This is a genomic window from Clostridium drakei (assembly GCF_000633595.2).
GTDB lineage: Bacteria > Bacillota > Clostridia > Clostridiales > Clostridiaceae > Clostridium_AM > Clostridium_AM drakei.
Genome location: NZ_JIBU02000012.1, coordinates 44,805 through 65,463 on the forward strand (window position 1 = coordinate 44,805; position 20,659 = coordinate 65,463).

18 protein-coding genes and 2 riboswitches are annotated in these 20,659 nt (G+C 27.5%); of the genes, 13 read left to right on the plus strand and 5 right to left on the minus strand.

The window, feature by feature from the left end; translation table 11 throughout:
- Positions 1 to 14: 14 nt before the first annotated feature.
- Together EG57_RS0205920 and EG57_RS0205925 are read left to right on the plus strand one after the other, a co-directional pair.
- The gene (locus EG57_RS0205920) at positions 15 to 632 is read left to right on the plus strand and encodes a HutD/Ves family protein (RefSeq protein ID WP_032076349.1); all 618 of its coding nucleotides are present in this window, start codon (positions 15 to 17) and stop codon (positions 630 to 632) included.
- A 250-nt stretch (positions 633 to 882) separates the two neighbouring features.
- Positions 883 to 1,992 carry a glycosyltransferase family 4 protein gene (locus EG57_RS0205925; protein WP_032076350.1) on the plus strand — a complete coding sequence of 370 codons (1,110 nt, stop codon included), beginning with the start codon at positions 883 to 885 and terminating at the stop codon, positions 1,990 to 1,992.
- A gap of 68 nt (positions 1,993 to 2,060) precedes the next feature.
- On the opposite strand, the gene trhA is transcribed toward EG57_RS0205925, so the two are convergent.
- Positions 2,061 to 2,714, minus strand: a complete 654-nt coding sequence (gene trhA, locus EG57_RS0205930) for a PAQR family membrane homeostasis protein TrhA (protein ID WP_032076351.1) — start codon at positions 2,712 to 2,714, stop codon at positions 2,061 to 2,063.
- A 504-nt stretch (positions 2,715 to 3,218) separates the two neighbouring features.
- Positions 3,219 to 3,379: riboswitch (Lysine riboswitch) on the plus strand.
- 95 nt (positions 3,380 to 3,474) lie between these two features.
- Positions 3,475 to 3,647, plus strand: a riboswitch (Lysine riboswitch).
- 136 nt (positions 3,648 to 3,783) lie between these two features.
- On the opposite strand from trhA, the gene lysA reads away from it, so the two are divergent.
- From lysA to dapB, 5 genes are read left to right on the plus strand one after another with little or no spacing between them, the layout of a single operon-like run.
- The gene (gene lysA, locus EG57_RS0205935) at positions 3,784 to 5,085 is read left to right on the plus strand and encodes a diaminopimelate decarboxylase (protein ID WP_032076352.1); all 1,302 of its coding nucleotides are present in this window, start codon (positions 3,784 to 3,786) and stop codon (positions 5,083 to 5,085) included.
- Positions 5,086 to 5,102: 17 nt separating this feature from the next.
- Positions 5,103 to 6,308, plus strand: a complete 1,206-nt coding sequence (locus tag EG57_RS0205940) for an aspartate kinase (RefSeq protein ID WP_108849473.1) — start codon at positions 5,103 to 5,105, stop codon at positions 6,306 to 6,308.
- 43 nt (positions 6,309 to 6,351) lie between these two features.
- Positions 6,352 to 7,344 carry an aspartate-semialdehyde dehydrogenase gene (locus EG57_RS0205945; protein ID WP_032076354.1) on the plus strand — a complete coding sequence of 331 codons (993 nt, stop codon included), beginning with the start codon at positions 6,352 to 6,354 and terminating at the stop codon, positions 7,342 to 7,344.
- Between the two features lie 21 nt (positions 7,345 to 7,365).
- Positions 7,366 to 8,256: a 4-hydroxy-tetrahydrodipicolinate synthase gene (gene dapA, locus EG57_RS0205950; RefSeq protein WP_032076355.1), complete on the plus strand. Its 891-nt coding sequence runs from the start codon at positions 7,366 to 7,368 to the stop codon at positions 8,254 to 8,256.
- A 1-nt stretch (position 8,257) separates the two neighbouring features.
- Complete coding sequence (dapB, locus tag EG57_RS0205955) at positions 8,258 to 9,010, plus strand: 4-hydroxy-tetrahydrodipicolinate reductase (RefSeq protein ID WP_032076356.1); 753 nt, start codon at positions 8,258 to 8,260, stop codon at positions 9,008 to 9,010.
- A 67-nt stretch (positions 9,011 to 9,077) separates the two neighbouring features.
- On the opposite strand, the gene EG57_RS0205960 is transcribed toward dapB, so the two are convergent.
- Positions 9,078 to 9,686, minus strand: coding sequence for a LysE family translocator (locus tag EG57_RS0205960; protein ID WP_032076357.1), 609 nt, complete (start codon positions 9,684 to 9,686; stop codon positions 9,078 to 9,080).
- A gap of 12 nt (positions 9,687 to 9,698) precedes the next feature.
- Positions 9,699 to 10,139, minus strand: coding sequence for an Lrp/AsnC family transcriptional regulator (locus EG57_RS0205965; protein ID WP_032076358.1), 441 nt, complete (start codon positions 10,137 to 10,139; stop codon positions 9,699 to 9,701).
- Between the two features lie 299 nt (positions 10,140 to 10,438).
- On the opposite strand from EG57_RS0205965, the gene EG57_RS0205970 reads away from it, so the two are divergent.
- From EG57_RS0205970 to EG57_RS0205990, 5 genes are all read left to right on the plus strand, one after another.
- Positions 10,439 to 10,687, plus strand: a complete 249-nt coding sequence (locus EG57_RS0205970) for a hypothetical protein (protein WP_032076359.1) — start codon at positions 10,439 to 10,441, stop codon at positions 10,685 to 10,687.
- A gap of 177 nt (positions 10,688 to 10,864) precedes the next feature.
- A complete protein-coding gene (locus EG57_RS0205975) occupies positions 10,865 to 11,515 on the plus strand; it encodes a TetR/AcrR family transcriptional regulator (RefSeq protein ID WP_032076360.1) in 651 nt (216 codons plus the stop codon).
- A gap of 44 nt (positions 11,516 to 11,559) precedes the next feature.
- Positions 11,560 to 12,540: an HlyD family secretion protein gene (locus EG57_RS0205980; protein ID WP_032076361.1), complete on the plus strand. Its 981-nt coding sequence runs from the start codon at positions 11,560 to 11,562 to the stop codon at positions 12,538 to 12,540.
- Positions 12,541 to 12,557: 17 nt separating this feature from the next.
- Complete coding sequence (locus EG57_RS0205985) at positions 12,558 to 13,214, plus strand: HlyD family secretion protein (protein ID WP_032076362.1); 657 nt, start codon at positions 12,558 to 12,560, stop codon at positions 13,212 to 13,214.
- Between the two features lie 30 nt (positions 13,215 to 13,244).
- Positions 13,245 to 14,780 (plus strand): DHA2 family efflux MFS transporter permease subunit, encoded by a 1,536-nt coding sequence (locus EG57_RS0205990; RefSeq protein ID WP_032076363.1) that lies wholly within the window; start codon positions 13,245 to 13,247, stop codon positions 14,778 to 14,780.
- Between the two features lie 144 nt (positions 14,781 to 14,924).
- On the opposite strand, the gene EG57_RS0205995 is transcribed toward EG57_RS0205990, so the two are convergent.
- Positions 14,925 to 15,443: a hypothetical protein gene (locus tag EG57_RS0205995; protein ID WP_032076364.1), complete on the minus strand. Its 519-nt coding sequence runs from the start codon at positions 15,441 to 15,443 to the stop codon at positions 14,925 to 14,927.
- A gap of 572 nt (positions 15,444 to 16,015) precedes the next feature.
- Positions 16,016 to 16,705, minus strand: coding sequence for a DUF975 family protein (locus tag EG57_RS0206000; protein ID WP_032076365.1), 690 nt, complete (start codon positions 16,703 to 16,705; stop codon positions 16,016 to 16,018).
- A 403-nt stretch (positions 16,706 to 17,108) separates the two neighbouring features.
- Here EG57_RS0206000 and EG57_RS0206005 point away from each other — a divergent pair, with 403 nt between their 5' ends.
- Complete coding sequence (locus tag EG57_RS0206005) at positions 17,109 to 20,483, plus strand: insulinase family protein (protein ID WP_032076366.1); 3,375 nt, start codon at positions 17,109 to 17,111, stop codon at positions 20,481 to 20,483.
- Positions 20,484 to 20,659 lie beyond the last annotated feature (176 nt).

The following is a 20,659-nucleotide window of genomic DNA, read 5'->3' on the forward strand; positions in this document are numbered from 1 at the left end:
GGGGGATAAATATAATGATTTATGAAATTATAAAAAAAGAAAACCATAAAACCAGTGAATGGTCAGGAGGAACAACAACTCAGCTTTTAATTTACCCAAAGGAAGCTGTATATAGTGAGAGAAATTTTAAATGGCGTTTGAGTTCTGCAAAGGTTCAAATAGAAGAATCTACATTTACACATTTACAAGGAATATCTAGAATAATAATGATTTTAAAAGGAGAACTTGTTCTTAATCATGAAGATCATCATAATACTGTGTTAAAAAAATTTGATCAGGACAGTTTTAGCGGAGATTGGAATACCAAGAGCTATGGAAAAGTAACAGATTTCAATTTAATGATGGCTGAGGGCTGTAGTGGAAAAGTGGAAGCTATTGAGATTAGTAGAGAGGAAGTTAAAGAAATAATACTAGAAAAATTACAAAGTAAAGATTATTGTATGCTAACAGAAGTATTTTATTGTGTACGTGGACAAGTAGAAATTAATGAAAATAGTGGGAAAAGTTTTAATTTAAGTGAAGGTGATTTATTGGCAGTAACAAAAAACAATGAAGAATTACAGAATATACTTAAATTTACTAGTATAGGTGAAAAGAATAGCGAAATAGTTAGAACTATAGTGTATTACTAAAATTCAAACTTCCGCTGTACTTTGCAACGCATAATTTTTTATTTATAAAATACTAAATTAGGTTTTTTGAGGAATGTTTTTATTGAAATGTAATATAAATTATACTAAGGCAAAAATGAAATAAGGTGTGATAAAAGTGAATAATATCAAATTACCATGATTTATAGTAAAGCAAATAATTAAAATGGATATGTAAATATGATTTGGAAAGGTATGTTTAGCAAGGTAATGAAGGAGAGACTTATAAAATATGTCAAAAATGATTTTGTATATAGTCTCAAATCTTGGGCCATCTGAAATAACTAATCAACTATATAATATATTGAAAAATATTAATAGAAGAGAATTTAGACCTAAAATTATTACTTTATTGAAAGAACCTAAAGATAGTATATATGAAGATTTTGAAAGGCTAAAAATTGATATTTATTCTTTAGGTTTATCAAGAACAAAATTGTGGTTAAAAGGGAAAAGGATTTTGACTGTAACTTGTGAAGAGCTGCAGCCAGATATTATACACACCATAGGATATGATGCTGATATAGTTGCTGTAAAGTATTTAAGCAGATTCAAGCATTGCAGTACAATTTGGAATTTTCCATATGAAGAGTATAATACAATATTGGGTAAAATAATAGGGAAAATTAAAGATAAGAGATATGCTAAATATATATTTAAAACAAGTTGTCCTATTGTATCATCATATAGTTTGGGAAGGAAATTAAAAGAACGCTATGATGTTAATGCTTATACAATACCAAATGGAGTAGATGAGATATACTTTTCACCAGTAGATAAATCAGAAATAGCAAGACGTAGAAAAAAATTGGGATTAGATATTACAAAGAGAATTTTTATTTCAATTACATCAATGAGTAAAATTAAAGATCCTCTTACAACAATTAATGCATTTAAAAGAGCAAATATTTCAAGTTTTGCTACTCTTGTTTTACTTGGAAATGGTCCGCTTTTAAAAAGGTGTAGAAAGTATAATAGTGAGAGTATCGTAATAAAAGGCAAAGTTGAAAATTTAAGAGAATTTTTAAAGTGTGCAGATGTTTTTGTATCTTCATCTAAATCTGAAGAAGTATCAATATCTGTTTTAGAAGCATTAAATTGTGGGCTTCCAGTAATTTTATCAGATACTAAATGTCATAGAGAAATATTAAACAAAGATAATATGATTGGTAATAAATTTAGTATTGGCAGCATAAGTGAATTAAAAGAGTGTTTTAAATATTACGCAAGGTGTAGTTTGGAATATGAATCTAAGAAAGCTAGAATAGCTGGAGAAACTTTTTATGGTTCAAAAATCATGTGCGGCATTTATGAAAGAATGTATACACAAATAATATCATAAGGAATCATATGAAGACTAATAAAAAAATAAGTGTTGAATTAAGATAAATTAATTCAACACTTATTTTTTTATATAACATATTTCAAAACGCATATATAATGACTAAAGCTTCCAAGTAATACAAATATATGAAATATTTCATGAAATCCTAATAACTTTAAGTTTAATTTTGGCCATTTAGCAGCATATATAATACCACCAACAGTATAGAATATACCACCAAGTAATAGCCAAGCTACACCACTTATAGAAAGAACTTTTGAAATAGGGGATATAACAAAAATAGCAAGCCATCCCATACCTATATAAAATGAAGTAGATATCCAACGAGGTAGATTAAACCATATCATTTTAAATAGTATTCCAGCTATGGCCATTGACCATACAGTAATAAATAAAACCCATCTTAATGTGCCATTTAGGGCAATTAAGCATATAGGTGTATATGTTCCAGCAATAAGTATAAATATCATTGAGTGATCTAATCTTCTTAAAAATTTAATTACTTTTTCTGAAGAATTTACTAAATGATAAATAGAACTTGCTGTATATAAAAATATTAAGCTTAATCCAAATATTATAACGCCTGTAAGTTTAAGACCGCTTATGGATGGGGATGAAAATATGACTTTGACTATAAGCAAAATTAATCCTACCAGTGATACAACGGCTCCAAATACATGGGTAAAACCATTAACAGGTTCTCTAAAAATTTTCTTCATAACATTACCTCCATATAATAAGCTTGAAAGTATCCATTAAATTCACGCATAAATGCCATTTAAATTAAAATCTACTGCATTTAATTAAATTTAATTTATAACTTTATTATGTGTCATTATATATATTATATAACTAATACATAAAATTTCAATTTAAAATAGGTATGAAAATAAAAGATAATTAGTTATTTTTCAATAAATTTCTTAAAAATACTTAAAGATACTATAAATATCAACATAATCACACGTAGTTTTAAAAACTATGTGTAAGCATAAGGTAGAAGCAAATATTTCTATATTGTATAGATTTGAAATATAAAAAATTTATTTTTTAATTCTAAAAATATATGTGAAAACTCAGTAAATAGCTGGGTATTTTCATATGTTAAAAATAAAATAAAAGCATAAATATGCAAAAACATAAAAAAAGTAGTTGACTATATGAACATAATTTGTTAAACTCCTAAGTATACCACATGAAAATAAAAAACGAATATATAAACAATGTGACATAGAGGCCGCGGTTGTTATAAGTACTGAATTATTAGGAAAGGAGCACCCGCCGAAGTACATAAAACTTAGTTTTATGTGTTGGGATTATACTGAATAAGTATAGTACTGTCTTTGAAAAATTGCCCAATTTTTTAGAGGAGTGCTTGTCATATTGGGGCAAAAGGTTTGTTGTTATACACAGCAGTTGTGAGTGCCTTTTGCTCATAACTGTTTTTTATTTACAAAAAAACACTAAATTTAATATAAACAATATGGTACAGAGGTTGCGGTTGTCATAAGTAATGTATATTTAAGATACAAGAAAGGGTCATCCGCCGAAGTTTACAAGCTTTGATGTTTGTATACTGGGACTATGCTGAATAAGTATAGTACTGTCTTTAGGAAATTGCCCAATTTTTTAAAGAAGTGCTTATCATATTGGGGCAAAAGGTTTTGTATTGTATATGCAGTTGAGAGTACCTTTTGCTCACAGCTGCTTTTAATTTACACAAATTTAGTATATTAATAATTAAGAAGAGATTTATATATTTAAAATTAATGAAAAGAGGAAGATAAGATGAAATTATTTGGAACTATGAATGTAAATGATAAAGGACATTTAGAAATAGGAAAATGCGATACTACTGAACTAGTAAAAGAATTTGGTACTCCTCTATATGTAGTAGATGAAGATTTAGTTAGAAATACTTGCAGAGAGTTTAAAGATAATTTTGAAATAGAAGGTATTGAAAGTGAAGTTATATATGCATCTAAAGCCTTTTTAAATTTAGCAATTGCTAAAGTTATTTGTGAAGAAGGATTGAGTTTAGATGTGGTATCTGGTGGAGAACTTTATACAGCTTTAAAAGCAAATTTTCCTGTAAGTAGAATTTATATGCACGGGAATAATAAAACAGAAAGCGAATTAACCATGGCTATCGAAGAAGGAATAGGAAGAATAGTAGTAGATAATAGAAATGAGTTAGAAGTAATTGAATATTTATGTAAAAGCTTAAACAAAAAAATTGATGTTTTATTAAGAGTAAATCCAGGTATAGAAGCTCATACTCATGAATATATTCAAACTTCAAAAAATGATTCTAAATTTGGAGAATCGATATTTGATGAAGATATGTGCAAGATTATAAACAGGTTTAAAAATAGTGAAAGTGTAAATTTAAAGGGATTTCATTGTCACATAGGATCTCAAATTTTTGAGGAAAAATCATTTTACTCAGAAGTGTCTGATATGATTAAGTTTTTAGAAAAAATAAAAAATGAATGTGGATTTTGTGCTGAAGAATTAAATCTAGGAGGAGGATTTGGAGTATATTATTCTGAAGGAGATAAACCTGTTAATTTAAAGAGTTGTCTTAAAAATATGATTTCAATACTTAAAGAAGAAGCACAAAAATCAGGTTTAAATATTAAAAAAGTTATGATAGAACCAGGTAGATCAATAATTGCCAATGCAGGTACTACTCTCTACAAGGTAGGAGGTACTAAAAAAACTTATGGTGGTAAACAGTATGTTTTTATAGATGGAGGTATGGCAGATAATCCAAGGACAGCATTATATGATGCAAAATATGAAGCTTTAGTTGCAAATAAGGTTAATGTTGAAAATAATGAAAAGTATACTATTGGAGGAAAGTGCTGTGAATCTGGAGACATAATAATAAAAGAAATTGAACTTCCAAGGGTTGAAAGAGGAGATATTATGGCAGTGTTAACTACTGGAGCCTATAACTATAGTATGTCTAGTAATTATAATAGAATACCTAAGCCAGCAGTAGTATTTGTTAAAGAAGGTGAAGCAAAAATAGCAGTAAAAAGAGAAACTTATGAAGATATTATTAGAAACGATATATTATTTTAATAAAGGGGGTAATGAACTTGGCTACAATAGTACAAAAATATGGAGGAACATCTGTAGGAACTATAGATAAAATAAAGGCTGTTGCAAAGAAAGTAATAGAAAGAAAAAAGGAAGGTAATGACATTGTAGTGGTGGTTTCTGCTATGGGGAAGACCACAGATAAGCTTATAGATATGGCAAAACAGATTTCTGACAATCCTAATAAGAGAGAAATGGATATGCTAATATCAACTGGAGAGCAAGTGACAATTGCACTACTATCCATGGTGTTTCAAGAAAATGGATATGATTCAGTGTCATTAACAGGATTTCAAGCTGGAATAAAGACAGGAGGAGTTCATACTAAAAATAGAATATTTGATATAGAGATTCAAAATGTAGAGAATCATTTGAAAGCTGGAAAAATAGTTGTAGTAGCTGGATTTCAAGGTATAAATGAAAATGGAGATATAACAACTTTAGGAAGAGGTGGATCAGATACCACTGCTGTAGCACTAGCTGCAAAGCTCAATTGTACTTGTGAAATATACACAGATGTGGATGGAATATATGGTGTTGATCCAAGAGTTTGGCCTAATGCAAAGAAATTAGATTATATAAGCTATGAAGAAATGATGGAAATGGCAAGCCTAGGAGCTGGTGTCATGGAAACAAGAGCAGTAGAAATAGGATGTAAATACAAAATTCCTATTTATGTAGCATCAACGCATGGAAATCAAAAAGGAACTTATATAAAGGAGTATGATGAAACAATGGAAGAAAAAGTAATAACAGGACTTTCAATTAGTGATGATGTTCTTATGGTTACAGTTAATAATGTACCATATAATTCTAAAAATATATCAATAATATTTGATAAATTGGCTAAACATCATGTAAATATTGATATGATAAGTCAAACAGCACCATTTAATGGATATATAAATGTTTCCTTTACTGCATCAAAGGAAGATGTAAATACAATTAATGAGGTTCAAAAAGAGCTAAAGGCTGAGATACAAGGTATTAAGGTTTCTAAGGAATCAGATATTACAAAATTATCTGTAGTTGGAATAGGTATGATGAAGCAGTCTGGAGTTGCAGCTTCTATATTTACCATATTTGCAGAAAATGATATTGAATTTAAGCAAGTAACTACTTCAGAAATAAGTATATCTTATACTTTAGATTCAAAAGATAAACAAAAAGCAGTAACAGTTTTAGCACAAAAATTAAACTTGTAAAAGTTAATAATTATTAACTAAAAATATTTATGAGGTGATTGAAATGAGAAAAGCAAATATTGCTATCGTTGGAGCAACAGGAATGGTTGGGAGAACGTTTTTAAAAGTATTAGATGAAAGGAATTTTCCTATTGATAATTTATACCTTTTTGCATCAAAAAAATCTGCTGGAAGCAAAATGGAGTTTAAAGGTAAAGAATATATAATAGAAGAATTAAATGAAGATTCATTTAAAAAAGATATAGATATAGCATTATTTTCTGCTGGTGGAGATATTAGTAAAAAATTTGCTCCTATAGCAAAAGAAAATGGAGTAATAGTAGTAGATAACAGCAGTGCATGGAGAATGGATAAGGATATTCCTTTAGTAGTACCAGAAGTAAATCCAGAAGATGTAAATTGGAATACAGGAATTATTGCAAATCCTAATTGTTCTACTATTCAATGTGTAGTGCCACTTAAAGTATTGCATGATGCATTTAAAATAAAAAGAATAATTTATTCTACTTATCAGGCAGTTTCTGGATCAGGAGTTGGTGGAATAAAGGATTTAGAAAATGGTATAAAAGGAGAAGCACCTAATAAATATCCTTATCAAATAGCTTACAATTGTCTTCCTCATATAGATGTATTTATGGAAAATGGATACACGAAAGAAGAAATTAAAATGATAGAAGAAACTAAAAAGATATTAAATGATTATGATCTAAAGATAACAGCAACTACAGTTAGAGTTCCAGTAAGATATGGACATAGTGTTTCTATAAATTTGGAATTTGGAAAACCTTTTGAGCTAGATAAGGTATTTGAACTTTTAGGGAATGCTGATGGAATAATTTTACAAGATGATGTTAAAAATACGGTTTATCCAATGCCAATAAATGCTGAAGGAACTGATGAAGTTTATGTTGGAAGAATAAGAAGAGACTTTAGCATAGAAAATGGACTTAATTTATGGGTTGTAGCTGATAATATAAGAAAAGGTGCAGCTACAAACACAGTTCAAATAGCAGAAGTATTAGTTAAAAATCTTTAATTTATTTTAGGAGGGTTATTTATGTGTTTATTTGAAGGATCAGGAGTAGCTATTGTTACCCCATATACAGAAAGTGGTATAGACTATGAAAAATTAGGTGAATTAATAGACTGGCAAATAGAAAATAAAACAGATGCAATAATTATATGCGGAACTACTGGAGAAGCTGCAACTATGACAGATGCAGAAAGAAAAGAAACCATAGAATTTGCAGTTAAGAGAGTAAATAAGAGAATACCAGTTATAGCTGGTACAGGAAGTAATAACACAGCTTATTCTATAGAATTAAGCAAATATGCAGAAAAAGTAGGAGTAGATGGAGTATTGCTTGTAACTCCTTATTATAATAAAAGCACACAAAAAGGTGTTATAGAACATTTTAAAGCTATAACTAGCAGTATAAAAGTTCCTGCTATTTTATATAATGTTCCAGGAAGAACCGGAATGAATTTAAAAGCAGAAACAGTATATGAGCTATCAAAGGTTAAAAATATAGTAGCAATAAAAGAGGCTAGTGGGGATATAGTTTTAGCAGCTGATATTGTTAGATTATGTGGAGAAGATTTTTGTATCTACAGTGGAAATGATGATATGGTAGTTCCTATATTATCTCTTGGTGGAAAAGGTGTAATTTCAGTAGTTGCTAACATATTACCAGAGGATACTCATAACATGGTTATGGAATATTTAAATGGAAATGTTAAAGAAGCAAGAAAGCTACAGCTTAAAATGAATGGAGTTATACATGCATTATTTATAGAAACAAATCCTATTCCTGTTAAGACTGCTATGAATGTTATGGGAATGAATGTTGGAAAATTGAGAATGCCTTTAACTACTATGGAAGATAAAAATAAGAAGGTATTAATAGATAATATGGAAGAATACGGTATAGAAATAAAGGAGAAATAAGATGTTAAAGGTAATAATAAGTGGATGTAATGGAGCTATGGGACAAGTTTTGACTAAGACTATAGAATCAATGGAAGATGTTAAAACAGTTGCAGGTATAGATAAAAACACAGAGATATATAACAATAATTATGATGTGTATAGTGATATATCTAGTTATAAAGGAAATGCAGATGTCATTATTGATTTTTCTAATCCAGCTGGTTTAGAAGGTTTGCTAAATTACGGAATTGAAACAAAAACTCCAATAGTAATAGCAACAACAGGACTTTCTTCTGAAAATATAGATGATATAAAGAAAGCTTCTGAAAAAATAGCTGTATTTCAATCAGGAAATACATCACTTGGAATTAATGTATTAACTAGTTTGGTAAAAAAAGCAGCAGCTATTTTAAGTGAAAGTTTTGATATAGAAATTATAGAAAAACATCATAATAAAAAGGTTGATGCACCTAGTGGAACGGCCTATATGATTGCTAATGCAATAAATAATGAGTTAAATAATTCAAAAGAATTTGTATATGGCAGAGAAGGAATAAGCAAAAGAGAAAAAAATGAAATTGGTATACATGCAGTTCGTGGTGGCACTATAGCAGGTGAACATACTGTTATATTTGCAGGAATGGATGAAATAGTGGAAATAAAACATACTGCAATGTCAAAAAATATATTTGCTCAAGGAGCAGTGAAAGCTGCTAAATATCTTGTTAATCAAGATAAAGGATTATATAATATGGATGATTTATTAAGCTAAATTAAATCACATATATTTTAAAAATGAGGATGTTGTACTAATTTATTAATGCAACATTCTCATTTTTTTATACTTTTTTTAAAAACATTTTAATACTAAAGTATATTAATAAAAAACCAACAATTATATTTAAATTTTGTATTATACCCATAGATAGAAAGGTATTTGCAAAATTTCCTGCTAAAGAGATTAAAGTTAAAAAAAACATTGTAGATAACAGTGCTCCAAAACCAAATAGATAAATATCCATTTTTTTTATATTTTCTTCTGTTATTTTGGATAAAAATATACCAGACCAAAAGACTATAGTAAGTGGATTTGAAGCAGTAATTATAAGTGAATGGAAAAATGCATTATTTGTACTACTAGTATTTTGGATGGTTAAATTTGGCAAAAAATTTATATTAAACTGGTTCAGAATTGTGCTGAGTCCAAAAATAAATAAAACTACAGCACCAAATATTTTCAAAGTTAATTTTATATTTTGTTTTTCAATTATAGAGGATATACCAACAATAGCAGCAAAAATGAATATTCCATCAATTAAAGTAGCACCTAATACACCTGTTTCCGCAATATAAAAACCTTTTGATGATGCTATTTGGAATATAAAGATGCAAACAGGGCCTATGGCAAATTGTAACAACATACCAAATTTAAAACCTTTAAAAATCATTTTTGACACCTCTTAAATATTGATGTTTTCTTTTAAAGAAGAAAGTACAATTATTGTATTTGATTTAATTACACCTTTAATTTTCTTTAGGGTATTTGATAAAAAATACTCTAGAGACTTTGTATCCTCTACTAATACTTTCAAAACATAATCATATTCTCCAGCAACATGATGACATTCTAGTACAGAATTATATTGAACTATAGACTTTCTGAAATTTTCTATGTTTTCTGTTTTGTCAATGTTCACGAAAATGAAGGCTAAAAGTTTATAATTAATTTTTTCTCTATTTATTTTTATAGTGTATTTTTCAATTATATTTCCATCTTCTAGTTTTCTTATTCTTTCAGCTACAGCAGGAATAGAAAGGTTTACTTTTTTACTTATTTCTGAAGAAGTTGACCTACTGTTTTCCTTCAAGGTGTTGATGATTTTCAAATCTATGTCATCCATAAATGAACCTCCTTTTTATCATATTAATGTAATTTTACATATAGCGTTAAACTAAGTAAATAGTTTTTAAAAATACATTAAAATTTTAATAAATATACCTTTAAATATTAAAAAATTAAAGTTTAAAAATAAATATTAGTAGTAAACTTAAGAAACAAAAGTGCATATTTTAATATTGAAAGGAGTTATTTATATTGGGATTTTAAAATAATGTTAATTTTAGATAGCTTATATTATAAAAAATTAAGGTATAACATACAATTAAATTGTATAAATAATTTATAGGGGCTAATTTAATAATGAATTTTATACTTGATTTAATTCTTCTTGCTTTAGTTATGATTCCTATTATACTAGAATGTATTAAAACTAATAGAAAACGTAAACTTCTTCCAGTTCTTATTTATTTTAATCTTATAATAATATCCTTTTTTGAAAGACTAAGAGTAAATAGTCACTTAATAATAACAGCATTATGTGTTAATTTATTTTTTGCAATTAGATTTATATATGTTGAATATAATGATGAATATAAAAGAAAAAAGTAGATATAATAAGGTATTATATCTTTTGGAATGTACCTTGGTGTAAAAAATTCCTCGAATTATTTTAAAGATAATTTGAGGAATTTTTTATAATATATCTATTGACCACATGGTCGATAAGTATTACAATATATTTATCGACCATGTGGTCAATGAAATATTTTTTTGGAGAGTGATAAAATGTATGAGAATTTTGAAAAAATATCAGAAGAAAAAAAGAATAGAATTATTAAAGCAGCCTTAAAAGAGTTTGCTGTAAAAGGGTATGAAGAGGCATCTACTAACAATATTGTAAAAGAAGCAGGTATATCTAAAGGAATGATATTTCATTACTTTGAGAATAAGAAGAATTTATATTTATATATTTTAGACTACTGTGCTGAATTATATTTTCAAAAGACAAAAGAAATATGTGAAAAATCTCATAATAGTGCATTCGAAAAGTTTAATCAATTATTGGAAGAGAGAACAGAATGGCTTAAAGGTGAGATGTATTTAGGAATTATTATCTCAAATGCACTTTTGTGTAATTTACCAAATGAGCTACAAGCCATAGCAACTGAGAAGACTCAAAGTTTAATAGAAAGAATGAAAAAAGTTATGCTTAATAATATAGATACATCAGATTTTAATAAAAATGTTGATTTAAATAAGGTATTTGATATGTTTTCATTTATATTTCAAGCACTTACAATGAGATATTTAAAAAAATACTCTTTTATTCAAAGTGAATTAAAGGAAGAACAAGTGATAAAAGAATTAGAAATGATGAATAAAGAACTTACATGTTTTATGGAAATAATAAAATATGGTGTTTGTAAGCAAAAGTAAATATAGTTTAGATATTTAAATGAATTTTAAAGAGGAGGGATAAAATGAAGAGTCATATAAAAAGAATAATTCCAATATTATTCATAATTCCAATATTATTAAATGGATGCAGTTATTTTAAGTCAAATGATAAAGAAATTATTAGTACAGCATCAGCTCAAAGGGAAGTTTTTATTTTTGCTGGAAAAATTGAAGCTGATAATTTTGTAAATTTGTCTTCTAAAATTTCACCATCTAAGGTTACTAAAGTTAATGTACAAGTGGGAAGTAAAGTTAATGCTGGAGATCCCATTGTGTACCTAGATACCACAGATTTAAAGAATCAACAAAATCAAGCAGAAGCAAAAGTAAATACAGCTAAGGCTGCTTTGAATAAGGTTCAAAGTAAAGCAAGGCCTGAAGATATATCCATAGCAGAAGCAGCTATAGATAATGATAATAAAATTTACGAAAATGCTCTTAATAATTATAATCGAATAAAAAAGTTGTATGATACTGGGAATGAAACAAAACAAAATTTAGAACAGATGGAAGCAACTTTAAATACTGCCAAGGATAAGTTGACTTCAGATAAAGCTACTTTAGATAAACTTAATAATGGTGCGGAAAAAGAGGATATAGCTTCTTCAGAGGCTTTGGTGAATGAAGCGCAAGTTGCAGTGAATTCAGCTGTAAGTCAAATAAATAATGGAATTATAACTTCACCAATATCTGGAACAGTAAGTGAATGTAACATACATGTAGGAGAAATTGCAGGAACAGGTGTTACTTTAGTTAAAATTGTAGGCAATAATCAGCTTTATATAGATGGATATGTACCTGAAAATGTGTTTGGAAAAATTAAAGTTGGCAAACAGGTAGTTGTTAAAGCAGATGATATACCAGACAAAAGGTTTAAGGGTGAAATATCTATAATAAATCCTATACTTAGTTCTAGTGGTAAAAATTTAGTTAGAGTTACTTTAAAAGAAGGAAATGATATGTTAAAACCAGGAATGATTACAGAAATAGGACTTAAAGAGTAGAGGAGATGAAAAAGCATATGAAATCAAAAAAGAAAGTAATAATGAGCAGTATATTAGTAATTATGATAGTAACTATGATAGGAATAGTAGGATATTACTGGTATAATAGTACTCATTTTGTTTCTACAGAAGATGCTAAGCTTAATGCAGATTTATTAAAAGTAACGCCTCAAGTATCTGGTAAACTTTTAGAATTTAGTGTTGAAGAAGGAGATAAGGTAAATAAGGGTCAAATAATTGGAAGACAGGATATGGTTGGACAGGCTAGTGATACCTTAGAAAATGCTATTATTCGTTCTCCTATAGATGGAATAATCATAAAAAAACAAGCAAGTGAAGGAGAAATGTGTACAGCAGGTCAGACACTTGCTTATGTAATAAATCAGGATGACATATACGTTACAGCTAATATAGAAGAAACGAAATTAACTAAATTGAGGTCAGGTGAAAAAGTTGATATTACTATAGATAAATATAAAAGCAAAAAGTTCACTGGGAAAATAGATTCTGTTGGTGAAGCATCTACTGCTACATTTTCTTTACTTCCAACATCAACCAGCGCTAACTTTACAAAAATTGTGCAAAAGGTACCGGTTAAAATCAAATTAGATAAATATAGTAATGTTAAACTTTTACCAGGTATTAATGTAGCAGTTAATATACACATAAGATAAAAGAAAAGATTATAAAGGCAGGTGAAGAGAGTGGAACAAAAAGAATCTCCTTCTTATAAATGGTTATGTTTAGGAATAGTAATTATAGGAACCTTCATGGCGTTTCTTGATACTAGTATTGTAAATATAGCTGTAACAAAAATAATGTCTTCTTTCGGATCAACACTAGATAGAACTCAATGGGTTTTAACTGGATATATGTTAGCATCAGGAGCAGTGATACCTCTCACTGGATATTTAGAGGATACTTTTGGAATGAAAAAAGTATATGTATTCTCTCTAATTGTTTTTACGGTTGGATCATTTATGTGTGGAATTTCATGGAACATAAATGTTTTGATATTTTCAAGAGTAGTACAGGCAATAGGTGGGGGAATGATTATGCCTGTTAGTATGTCTATGGTGTATAAAATAATGCCTAAAGATAAAATTGGAATAGCTACAGCAATTTATGGAATAGCAGCAATGGCAGCACCAGCTATTGGACCAACTTTAGGTGGATATATAGTTGAATATTTGACTTGGAATTTAATTTTTACAGTCAACGTTCCTATTGGGATTATGGGAACCTTCTTAGCTATAGTAATTATAAAGGATAGTAAAGGAATAAAAGGACAAAAGTTGGATTATATTGGAGTGTTAACTTCAACTTTAGGGTTAGTAAGTATTCTTTATGTTATAGGTGAATGGTCTAATATAGATTGGGGAGAAATAAAATATCCATTATTAATTATATTTGGAAGCGCTAATTTTATACTATTTGTTGTACAAGAACTCACCACAGATAATCCTTTGTTAGATTTAAGAATATTAAAAATATATAAGTATACTTTAAGTTTAATAATAACAAGTATTATAATGTTTGGTATATATGGGTTATTACTCTTGATGCCATTATTCTTACAAAATTTAGTAGGATTAAGTGCTGTGAAAACTGGTATTATGATGATGGCTTATGCATTTGGATCAGCCTTATTTATGATGATAAGTGGAAAAATTTCAAGCAAAATTGGAAGTTTACCTTTAATCGCTTTAGGCATGATTTTAATGTCAGTTTCAACTTATAAATTGTATTTCTTAAATTTGGATACAAGTAACAGTATTTTTACTTTATTAGTATTTTTAAGAGGAGCTTCAGTAGGAATGTGCATTATACTGATTCAAAATGAGGGGATGAATGCCTTGCCTAAGGAATTAGTAGGAAGAGGATCTTCTCTTCAAAATACTGTAAAACAAGTAGTTGGATCCTTGAGTATAACTATACTTACGATATTTCTTCAACATAGACAAAATTTGCATTATTATAGATTAGCGGAGCAATTTAATAGCATAAGTCCTATAAGTTCAAATTTTTTGAATTCAGCTAAAGAGTATATAGTAGGGAAAGGTTTTGATTCAATAAATCCTCAAATTGGAGGTTTGTATCTTGCCTATTCATATTTAGGAAAAGAAGCTTATTTGCATGGAATAGATGATGCTTTTATGTTAACCTTATTTATAATATTAGCAACTATACCATTAGTATTTTTGTTTAAAAAAAATATTAAATTAAATGATAATCCATAACCATACTGTTTTATACAGTATGGTTGGATTTCATTTTGATATAAAATTTAAAAACATAATAAATTTAGATAAGCTTAGAGTAAAAGTTAAATACTGTAAGAATTAAAATCTCTTGTTTAATATAATGCTAATAATAAATATAATTTAATGATAAGCCTTAGTGTAAATTGTATTTGATAATTTATTTTCTGAATTTGAAGTCATTTCTTCTAAAATATCTAAATATCTTTGAGATACATCAGGACATACTGTTAATATAGTATCTATAACATAGTCGATATTGTCATTATCAATTTTTTTAGCGTTGCCATTTTCATCAAAAATCATATCTGTACTACTTAAAGAATTGTATATAACATTTGTTATTGGGGATTGCATAACTTCATCGCCTTCTATACATTTTTCTGAAAAATATAAAACCCCATCTAGTGCTAAAAATTCTCCGTACACATATTCTTTTGAAGTATTATCTGAAGGACAATCATATTTGGTATGTTCAACATGTTTTAAATCAAGTATATTTTCTTCCTCTTTTCTTGTCAAAACACATCTTACTTCTAAATCTAATAACCTTTCCTTCATATGTTCAGAAAAGTTTTCTCCAAATTCGGAGATAAAGTGTTTTACTGATATAGTTTTTTTTATTTTATAATTTTTTCTCATTAATAAATCCCTCCTTAAATTACTAAAGCTTTTTTATTGAAGTTTTTGAGATACACAATAAAGTGAATTTTTTAGTTTGATTAATATAAAGCATAGAAAGAATTACATACAGCATAAGAACTCTAACTGCTTAAGCAAAAGAGTTCTTATAGCAACCTTAAAAGCTATTTATACATTAAGATAAAATTGAAATATAGTGATAAAAGTTTTATAAGATAAAAAAACACCTTGTAAAGGTGATGGAAAATTTAATGTAGAAAAAACATTAAGATTTCTAACATTTTAAAGTTATAAATCTTATGTTGTTAAAAATTTTAGAATCTTTATTTTTCTACTTAAAAATAAACCTAATATTTTTTTAAGGTTGTACAGTACTGACAACATCTAACTTATTCTTATAGTATATCACAATAATTGAAAATTAACAAAATTATTTTATATTCTTCTTTATAGAGTTCATTGAAAATAAAAAATATAGTGTAGTAAAGGTATTAGTTTGTAACACAATTAACATTCATTCCATCGTTACAATTGCTAACACCCCCTACATTCTTTATGTGGAACTCCTTTTCCTAATAAGATTCTTTTAATTCTTCATAAAAATTAGCTTTTGTAGTTTCGTAATAAGGTGCAATCCATATAAATCCTATGCCTAAGGTTAATATTCCTAGTAAAAACCATCCCAAAAAACTCATTACTAAACAAAATAATCTGCATTTATGTCCATCCATCATGTTAGTACTTAAATCTATAGCATCTGTGATACTTAAATCAGGATTATCAATTATTATATAATAAGCCATAGAATATTTAAGAGACGCAATTATTCCAGGAACTATTAAAAGTAAAGTCCATAAAATTATGAATAGAGATTTTATAAGTTCTAATAAAAACAGTTTTCCAAAAAGATTAAAGCTTTTAAAACCATATAACAAATCTTCAACTAAAGCATTTTGGTTTCTTATTAGTTTTAGGAAAAATAAAGAGGAACCTGCATATAATGCACCACTAAATAAGAAACTCAAAAAAGTAATTATATTGTCAGTTGATGAATTGTCCATAAAGTTTAAGTGAATGTGATTATTTAAAAAAGAAATGTGTTGAATTCCATCATTAACATTTGATATATTTGAGAAAGAATCAGCAACAAACCAGCATATAAAACAAACAAGTATAGCTTTAAGCCAATTTTCTTTTAGTTTTTCTCTAGCTAATCCCTTTAGTTCTTTAGAATTTTTAAAAATGTAATTATCTACAGTCATAGATGATTCCCCCTAAATTATTAATATTTTTGCTACCTTATAGGTTATATAATACTATTTAACATAATATTTGTCAACATGTATAACAATATTTATTATAATGTTTTGCAGCATGATTTTACTTAAAGTATAATATTTAAATAAGAAATAGTATGAGTATTTAGTACATACTAAAAGTATCTTTATATTTAATATATTTTAAAAGTTTTATTCTGATTCTAAATAAAATAATTTGCTTTGCAATATTTTATATTATGAAAATTGAATAATTTATTTAATGTTATCTGGCGACAATTGAACACATAATATGCATAATTTAACAGTATTGTATTTAGAAATTAGAAAAAACTAGTATAATATATAATTAATAAGACTATTCCAGTTTTTATAAGGGGGATTTAAAATGAATAAAAGGTTAAAGTCTATAATAGCGTTAACAGTAGTAACAATGCTGTCATCACAGGCTTTCATTATGGAACTATCAAACAATGTAAAAGCAGAAAGTTCTAATGTGCAAGTAAGTAGTACTATTAATGATTCCTTGGGAGGATTCCAATTAGTTTCTAAAAAATGGATTGAAGATTTAAAATCCAATGTATGCATTTATAAACATGTTAAAAGTGGAGCTCAGCTTATATATTTACAGAATGATAGTGATAATAAAATGATGTGTGTAAATTTTAGAACTCCTACAAAGGATAATAAAGGAGTTAATCATGTAATAGAACATTCAGTTCTTTATGGTTCTAAAAATTACCCGGTTAAAGATGTTTTATCTGAAATGGCTAAACAATCCTTAACTACATATTTGAATGCTGTAACTACAAATGATAGTACATTATATCCTGTATCAAGTAAAAATGACAAAGATTTTCAAAATTTAATGGGGATATATTTAGATGCTGTTTTTTATCCTAATGTATTAAAAGATAAAAGAATTTTTGAGCAAGAGGGTATAAGATATGAATTGAACTCGCCTAATGATGATTTAACATATAATGGTGTAGTATATAATGAAATGAAGGGAAATTATTCTTCACCTGATTGGGTACTAGATAGAGCTGTGAATCAATCACTTTTTCCAGATACATCATATAAGTATGAAGCTGGAGGTGCTCCTGATGAAATGCCTAATCTAACTTATGAGGAGTTTTTAAAAACTTATAATGAAAATTATAACCCTGCAAATAGCTATTTGTACTTATATGGAAAGATGGATATTGATAAAACATTGAAGTTTATAGGGGAAAAGTATCTAAATAATTTTGATAAAAAAGAGGTAAACACTGAATTACAACTTCAGAAGCCTTTTAATCAAAGTGTAGAAAAAACTGTAGAATACTCTTTACCAGAAGGAGCATCTACTAAAAATAAAAGCTATTTGAGTTTGAATTATGTAATTGATAAAAATACAAATAAGGATGTAGTAGAAGCATTTTCTTTCCTTCAAACTTTACTAGGTGGAATACCATCTTCTCCAATAAAAAAAGCACTAAAGGATAATGGTTTTGGTGAAAATGTCAGCATTAAATTTGATTTCTCAGGAATTCAACCAGTTTTTAGTATAATTGCAGAAAATGTAGATGAAAGTCAAAAGGATAAGTTTAAGCAGGTTGTAAATGACAGTTTAAAAAATATAGTACAAAATGGTTTTGATGATCAATTATTAAATTCAATTTATAAAGTATATGAATTAAATAATCGTATGGTAAAAGGTGATTATGCTCTTGCTTATGATGTGCTTATTATGAGAAGCTGGATGCATGAAGGAGACCCTATTGCTTATTTAAATGTAGATTCTGATATTGCAAATATAAAAGAGAAAGTTAAACCAGAACATTTTAAAGAGCTTATAAAGACTTATCTATTAGATAATAAAAGTTCATCTTTAGTAGTTTTGAAACCTGTGACAGGTCTTGAAAATAAGAAAGAAGTTGAGTTGAAATCTAAACTTGCAGCATATAAAGCATCACTTTCTAAGGATCAACTTGATTCACTAGTTAGAAGTACTCAGGATTTAAAGAAATGGCAAAATACACCGCCTACCAAAGAAGAATTGAATACACTGCCAACGCTTACTCGTGAGGATATAAATACAAATACAAAAGAATATAAGACTGTAGAAAAAACAGAAAGTGGAGTTAAAGTTTTAGAACATCCTATATATACTAATGGTATAGATTTTACTACGTTATATTTTGATACCAGTACAGTACCTCAAGATAAACTTGGATATGTTTATTTATTAAGTAATGTTCTTGGTAATATAGCTACAAAAAATTATTCCAAAGATGATTTAAGAGAACAAACTTTAATTAACAGTGGAGGAATTACACTTTCTCCAGAATGTGTAGTAAATCATGAAGATAGTAATTTGTATTATCCAAAGATGACAGTTACATTGATGCCTTTAAATGAAAATTTAAAAAATGGTTTTAATATTTTAAATGAGATAATATTTAATAGTAATTTAAATGATAAACCTCGTTTAAAAGAAATAATAAGCAATTTAAAAATTCAAAGAGAACAGCAGTTAGCGTATAATGGAAACTTATTGGGTAAAGAGAAGTTGTTATCATATATGTCTGAATCTGGTAAATACAATGCTTATAAAGATGACGGATTTTACTCTTTATTATGTGACTTAGATAAAAATTTTGATAGCAAAAGTGATGAAATTATAAAAAACTTGAAACAAGTTAGAGAGCTTGTATTTAACAAAAAAGATTTGATAGTAAGTTTTACTGGAAATGAAGAGAATTATAAAACTTTTGCTGATAATTTAAACTATTTCTTATCTGATTTAAAAAATAAAAATCTTAAAAAATATAAATATAGTTTTGATGATTCAACAATAAATGAAGGGTTAATTATTCCTTCAACTGTTCAATATGTGTATAAAGGTGGAGATCTTAAAAAGTCAGGTTATACTGAAAATGGTAAAATTAAGGTTCTTGAAAATATATTAAATATGGATTATTTGTCTCCTATTATAAGAGAGAGAGACGGAGCCTATGGAGCTTATATGGGAGTAGATAATAATAAAGTTGTATTTTCATCTTATAGAGATCCTAATCTTCAAAAGACAATAGATACATTTAATCAAACGCCTGAATTTTTGAAGAATTTCAATGCTGATGAGAAACAAATGACTAATTATATAATAGGTACAGTAGGGCAGGAGGATAATAAATATAGTAAATTAGATCAATATTATGGAGCTGCTGCTGATGGAATTATAGCTGATAATTTATATTTAACAGGAACTAAGCAGTCAGATTTGGAAAAGGAGAGAAGAGATATTATATCTACAACAGCAGAAGATATAAGAAATTTTGCACCAGTTATGGATGCGGTTTTAAAGCAAAATTATCTATGTGTTGTAGGTGGAGAAACGAAGATAGAAGAAAGCAAGAAAAATTTTATGACTATAAAAAATGTACTAACTTCTAAAGAAGAAAAAGGAAATATAATAAATATGGAGAAGAAAGATAATGTATCTTCAAATAAAACATGGACATTTAAATTTGCAAAAGATTTAGATAAAGTAACAGTAAATACTGCCAATGTATATGTATTAAATGATAAAAATCAGCAGGTTAAGGTGAATGTATCTTATGATAAAGATAATAAGGCCATTAAAGTGGCACCAGTTAATTCTTATGAAAAGGGTAAAAAGTATACTATATTTATAAAAGATATTCAGTCTGTTCAAAAGGATAAAACATCATCTAAGCTTATTGCTCCTGTAAATATGGAGTTTGTAATTGAAAAGTAGATAAAGCTCATAATTTAAAAGTTTATATAATAAGCACATTGCGACGTAAGAGTGCAGTGGAAGTTTGGATTTTAACTTTTACTCCGTGATATATGGTAAGTGGTTCATCACTGCTAAATGTTTTAATTATTCTAAAGCTTGAAGATTTGGAAAACCTAAGAACTTTGTCAAACTCG

Excerpts from the sequence above, each read along its gene's own strand:
- EG57_RS0205920 (WP_032076349.1), top strand. The coding sequence starts at position 15 with ATGATTTATGAAATTATAAAAAAAGAAAACCATAAAACCAGTGAATGG.
- EG57_RS0205925 (WP_032076350.1), top strand. The coding sequence starts at position 883 with ATGTCAAAAATGATTTTGTATATAGTCTCAAATCTTGGGCCATCTGAA.
- trhA (WP_032076351.1), bottom strand. The coding sequence starts at position 2,714 with ATGAAGAAAATTTTTAGAGAACCTGTTAATGGTTTTACCCATGTATTT.
- lysA (WP_032076352.1), top strand. The coding sequence starts at position 3,784 with ATGAAATTATTTGGAACTATGAATGTAAATGATAAAGGACATTTAGAA.
- EG57_RS0205945 (WP_032076354.1), top strand. The coding sequence starts at position 6,352 with ATGAGAAAAGCAAATATTGCTATCGTTGGAGCAACAGGAATGGTTGGG.
- dapA (WP_032076355.1), top strand. The coding sequence starts at position 7,366 with ATGTGTTTATTTGAAGGATCAGGAGTAGCTATTGTTACCCCATATACA.
- dapB (WP_032076356.1), top strand. The coding sequence starts at position 8,258 with ATGTTAAAGGTAATAATAAGTGGATGTAATGGAGCTATGGGACAAGTT.
- EG57_RS0205960 (WP_032076357.1), bottom strand. The coding sequence starts at position 9,686 with ATGATTTTTAAAGGTTTTAAATTTGGTATGTTGTTACAATTTGCCATA.
- EG57_RS0205965 (WP_032076358.1), bottom strand. The coding sequence starts at position 10,139 with ATGGATGACATAGATTTGAAAATCATCAACACCTTGAAGGAAAACAGT.
- EG57_RS0205970 (WP_032076359.1), top strand. The coding sequence starts at position 10,439 with ATGAATTTTATACTTGATTTAATTCTTCTTGCTTTAGTTATGATTCCT.
- EG57_RS0205975 (WP_032076360.1), top strand. The coding sequence starts at position 10,865 with ATGTATGAGAATTTTGAAAAAATATCAGAAGAAAAAAAGAATAGAATT.
- EG57_RS0205980 (WP_032076361.1), top strand. The coding sequence starts at position 11,560 with ATGAAGAGTCATATAAAAAGAATAATTCCAATATTATTCATAATTCCA.
- EG57_RS0205985 (WP_032076362.1), top strand. The coding sequence starts at position 12,558 with ATGAAATCAAAAAAGAAAGTAATAATGAGCAGTATATTAGTAATTATG.
- EG57_RS0205995 (WP_032076364.1), bottom strand. The coding sequence starts at position 15,443 with ATGAGAAAAAATTATAAAATAAAAAAAACTATATCAGTAAAACACTTT.
- EG57_RS0206000 (WP_032076365.1), bottom strand. The coding sequence starts at position 16,705 with ATGACTGTAGATAATTACATTTTTAAAAATTCTAAAGAACTAAAGGGA.
- EG57_RS0206005 (WP_032076366.1), top strand. The coding sequence starts at position 17,109 with ATGAATAAAAGGTTAAAGTCTATAATAGCGTTAACAGTAGTAACAATG.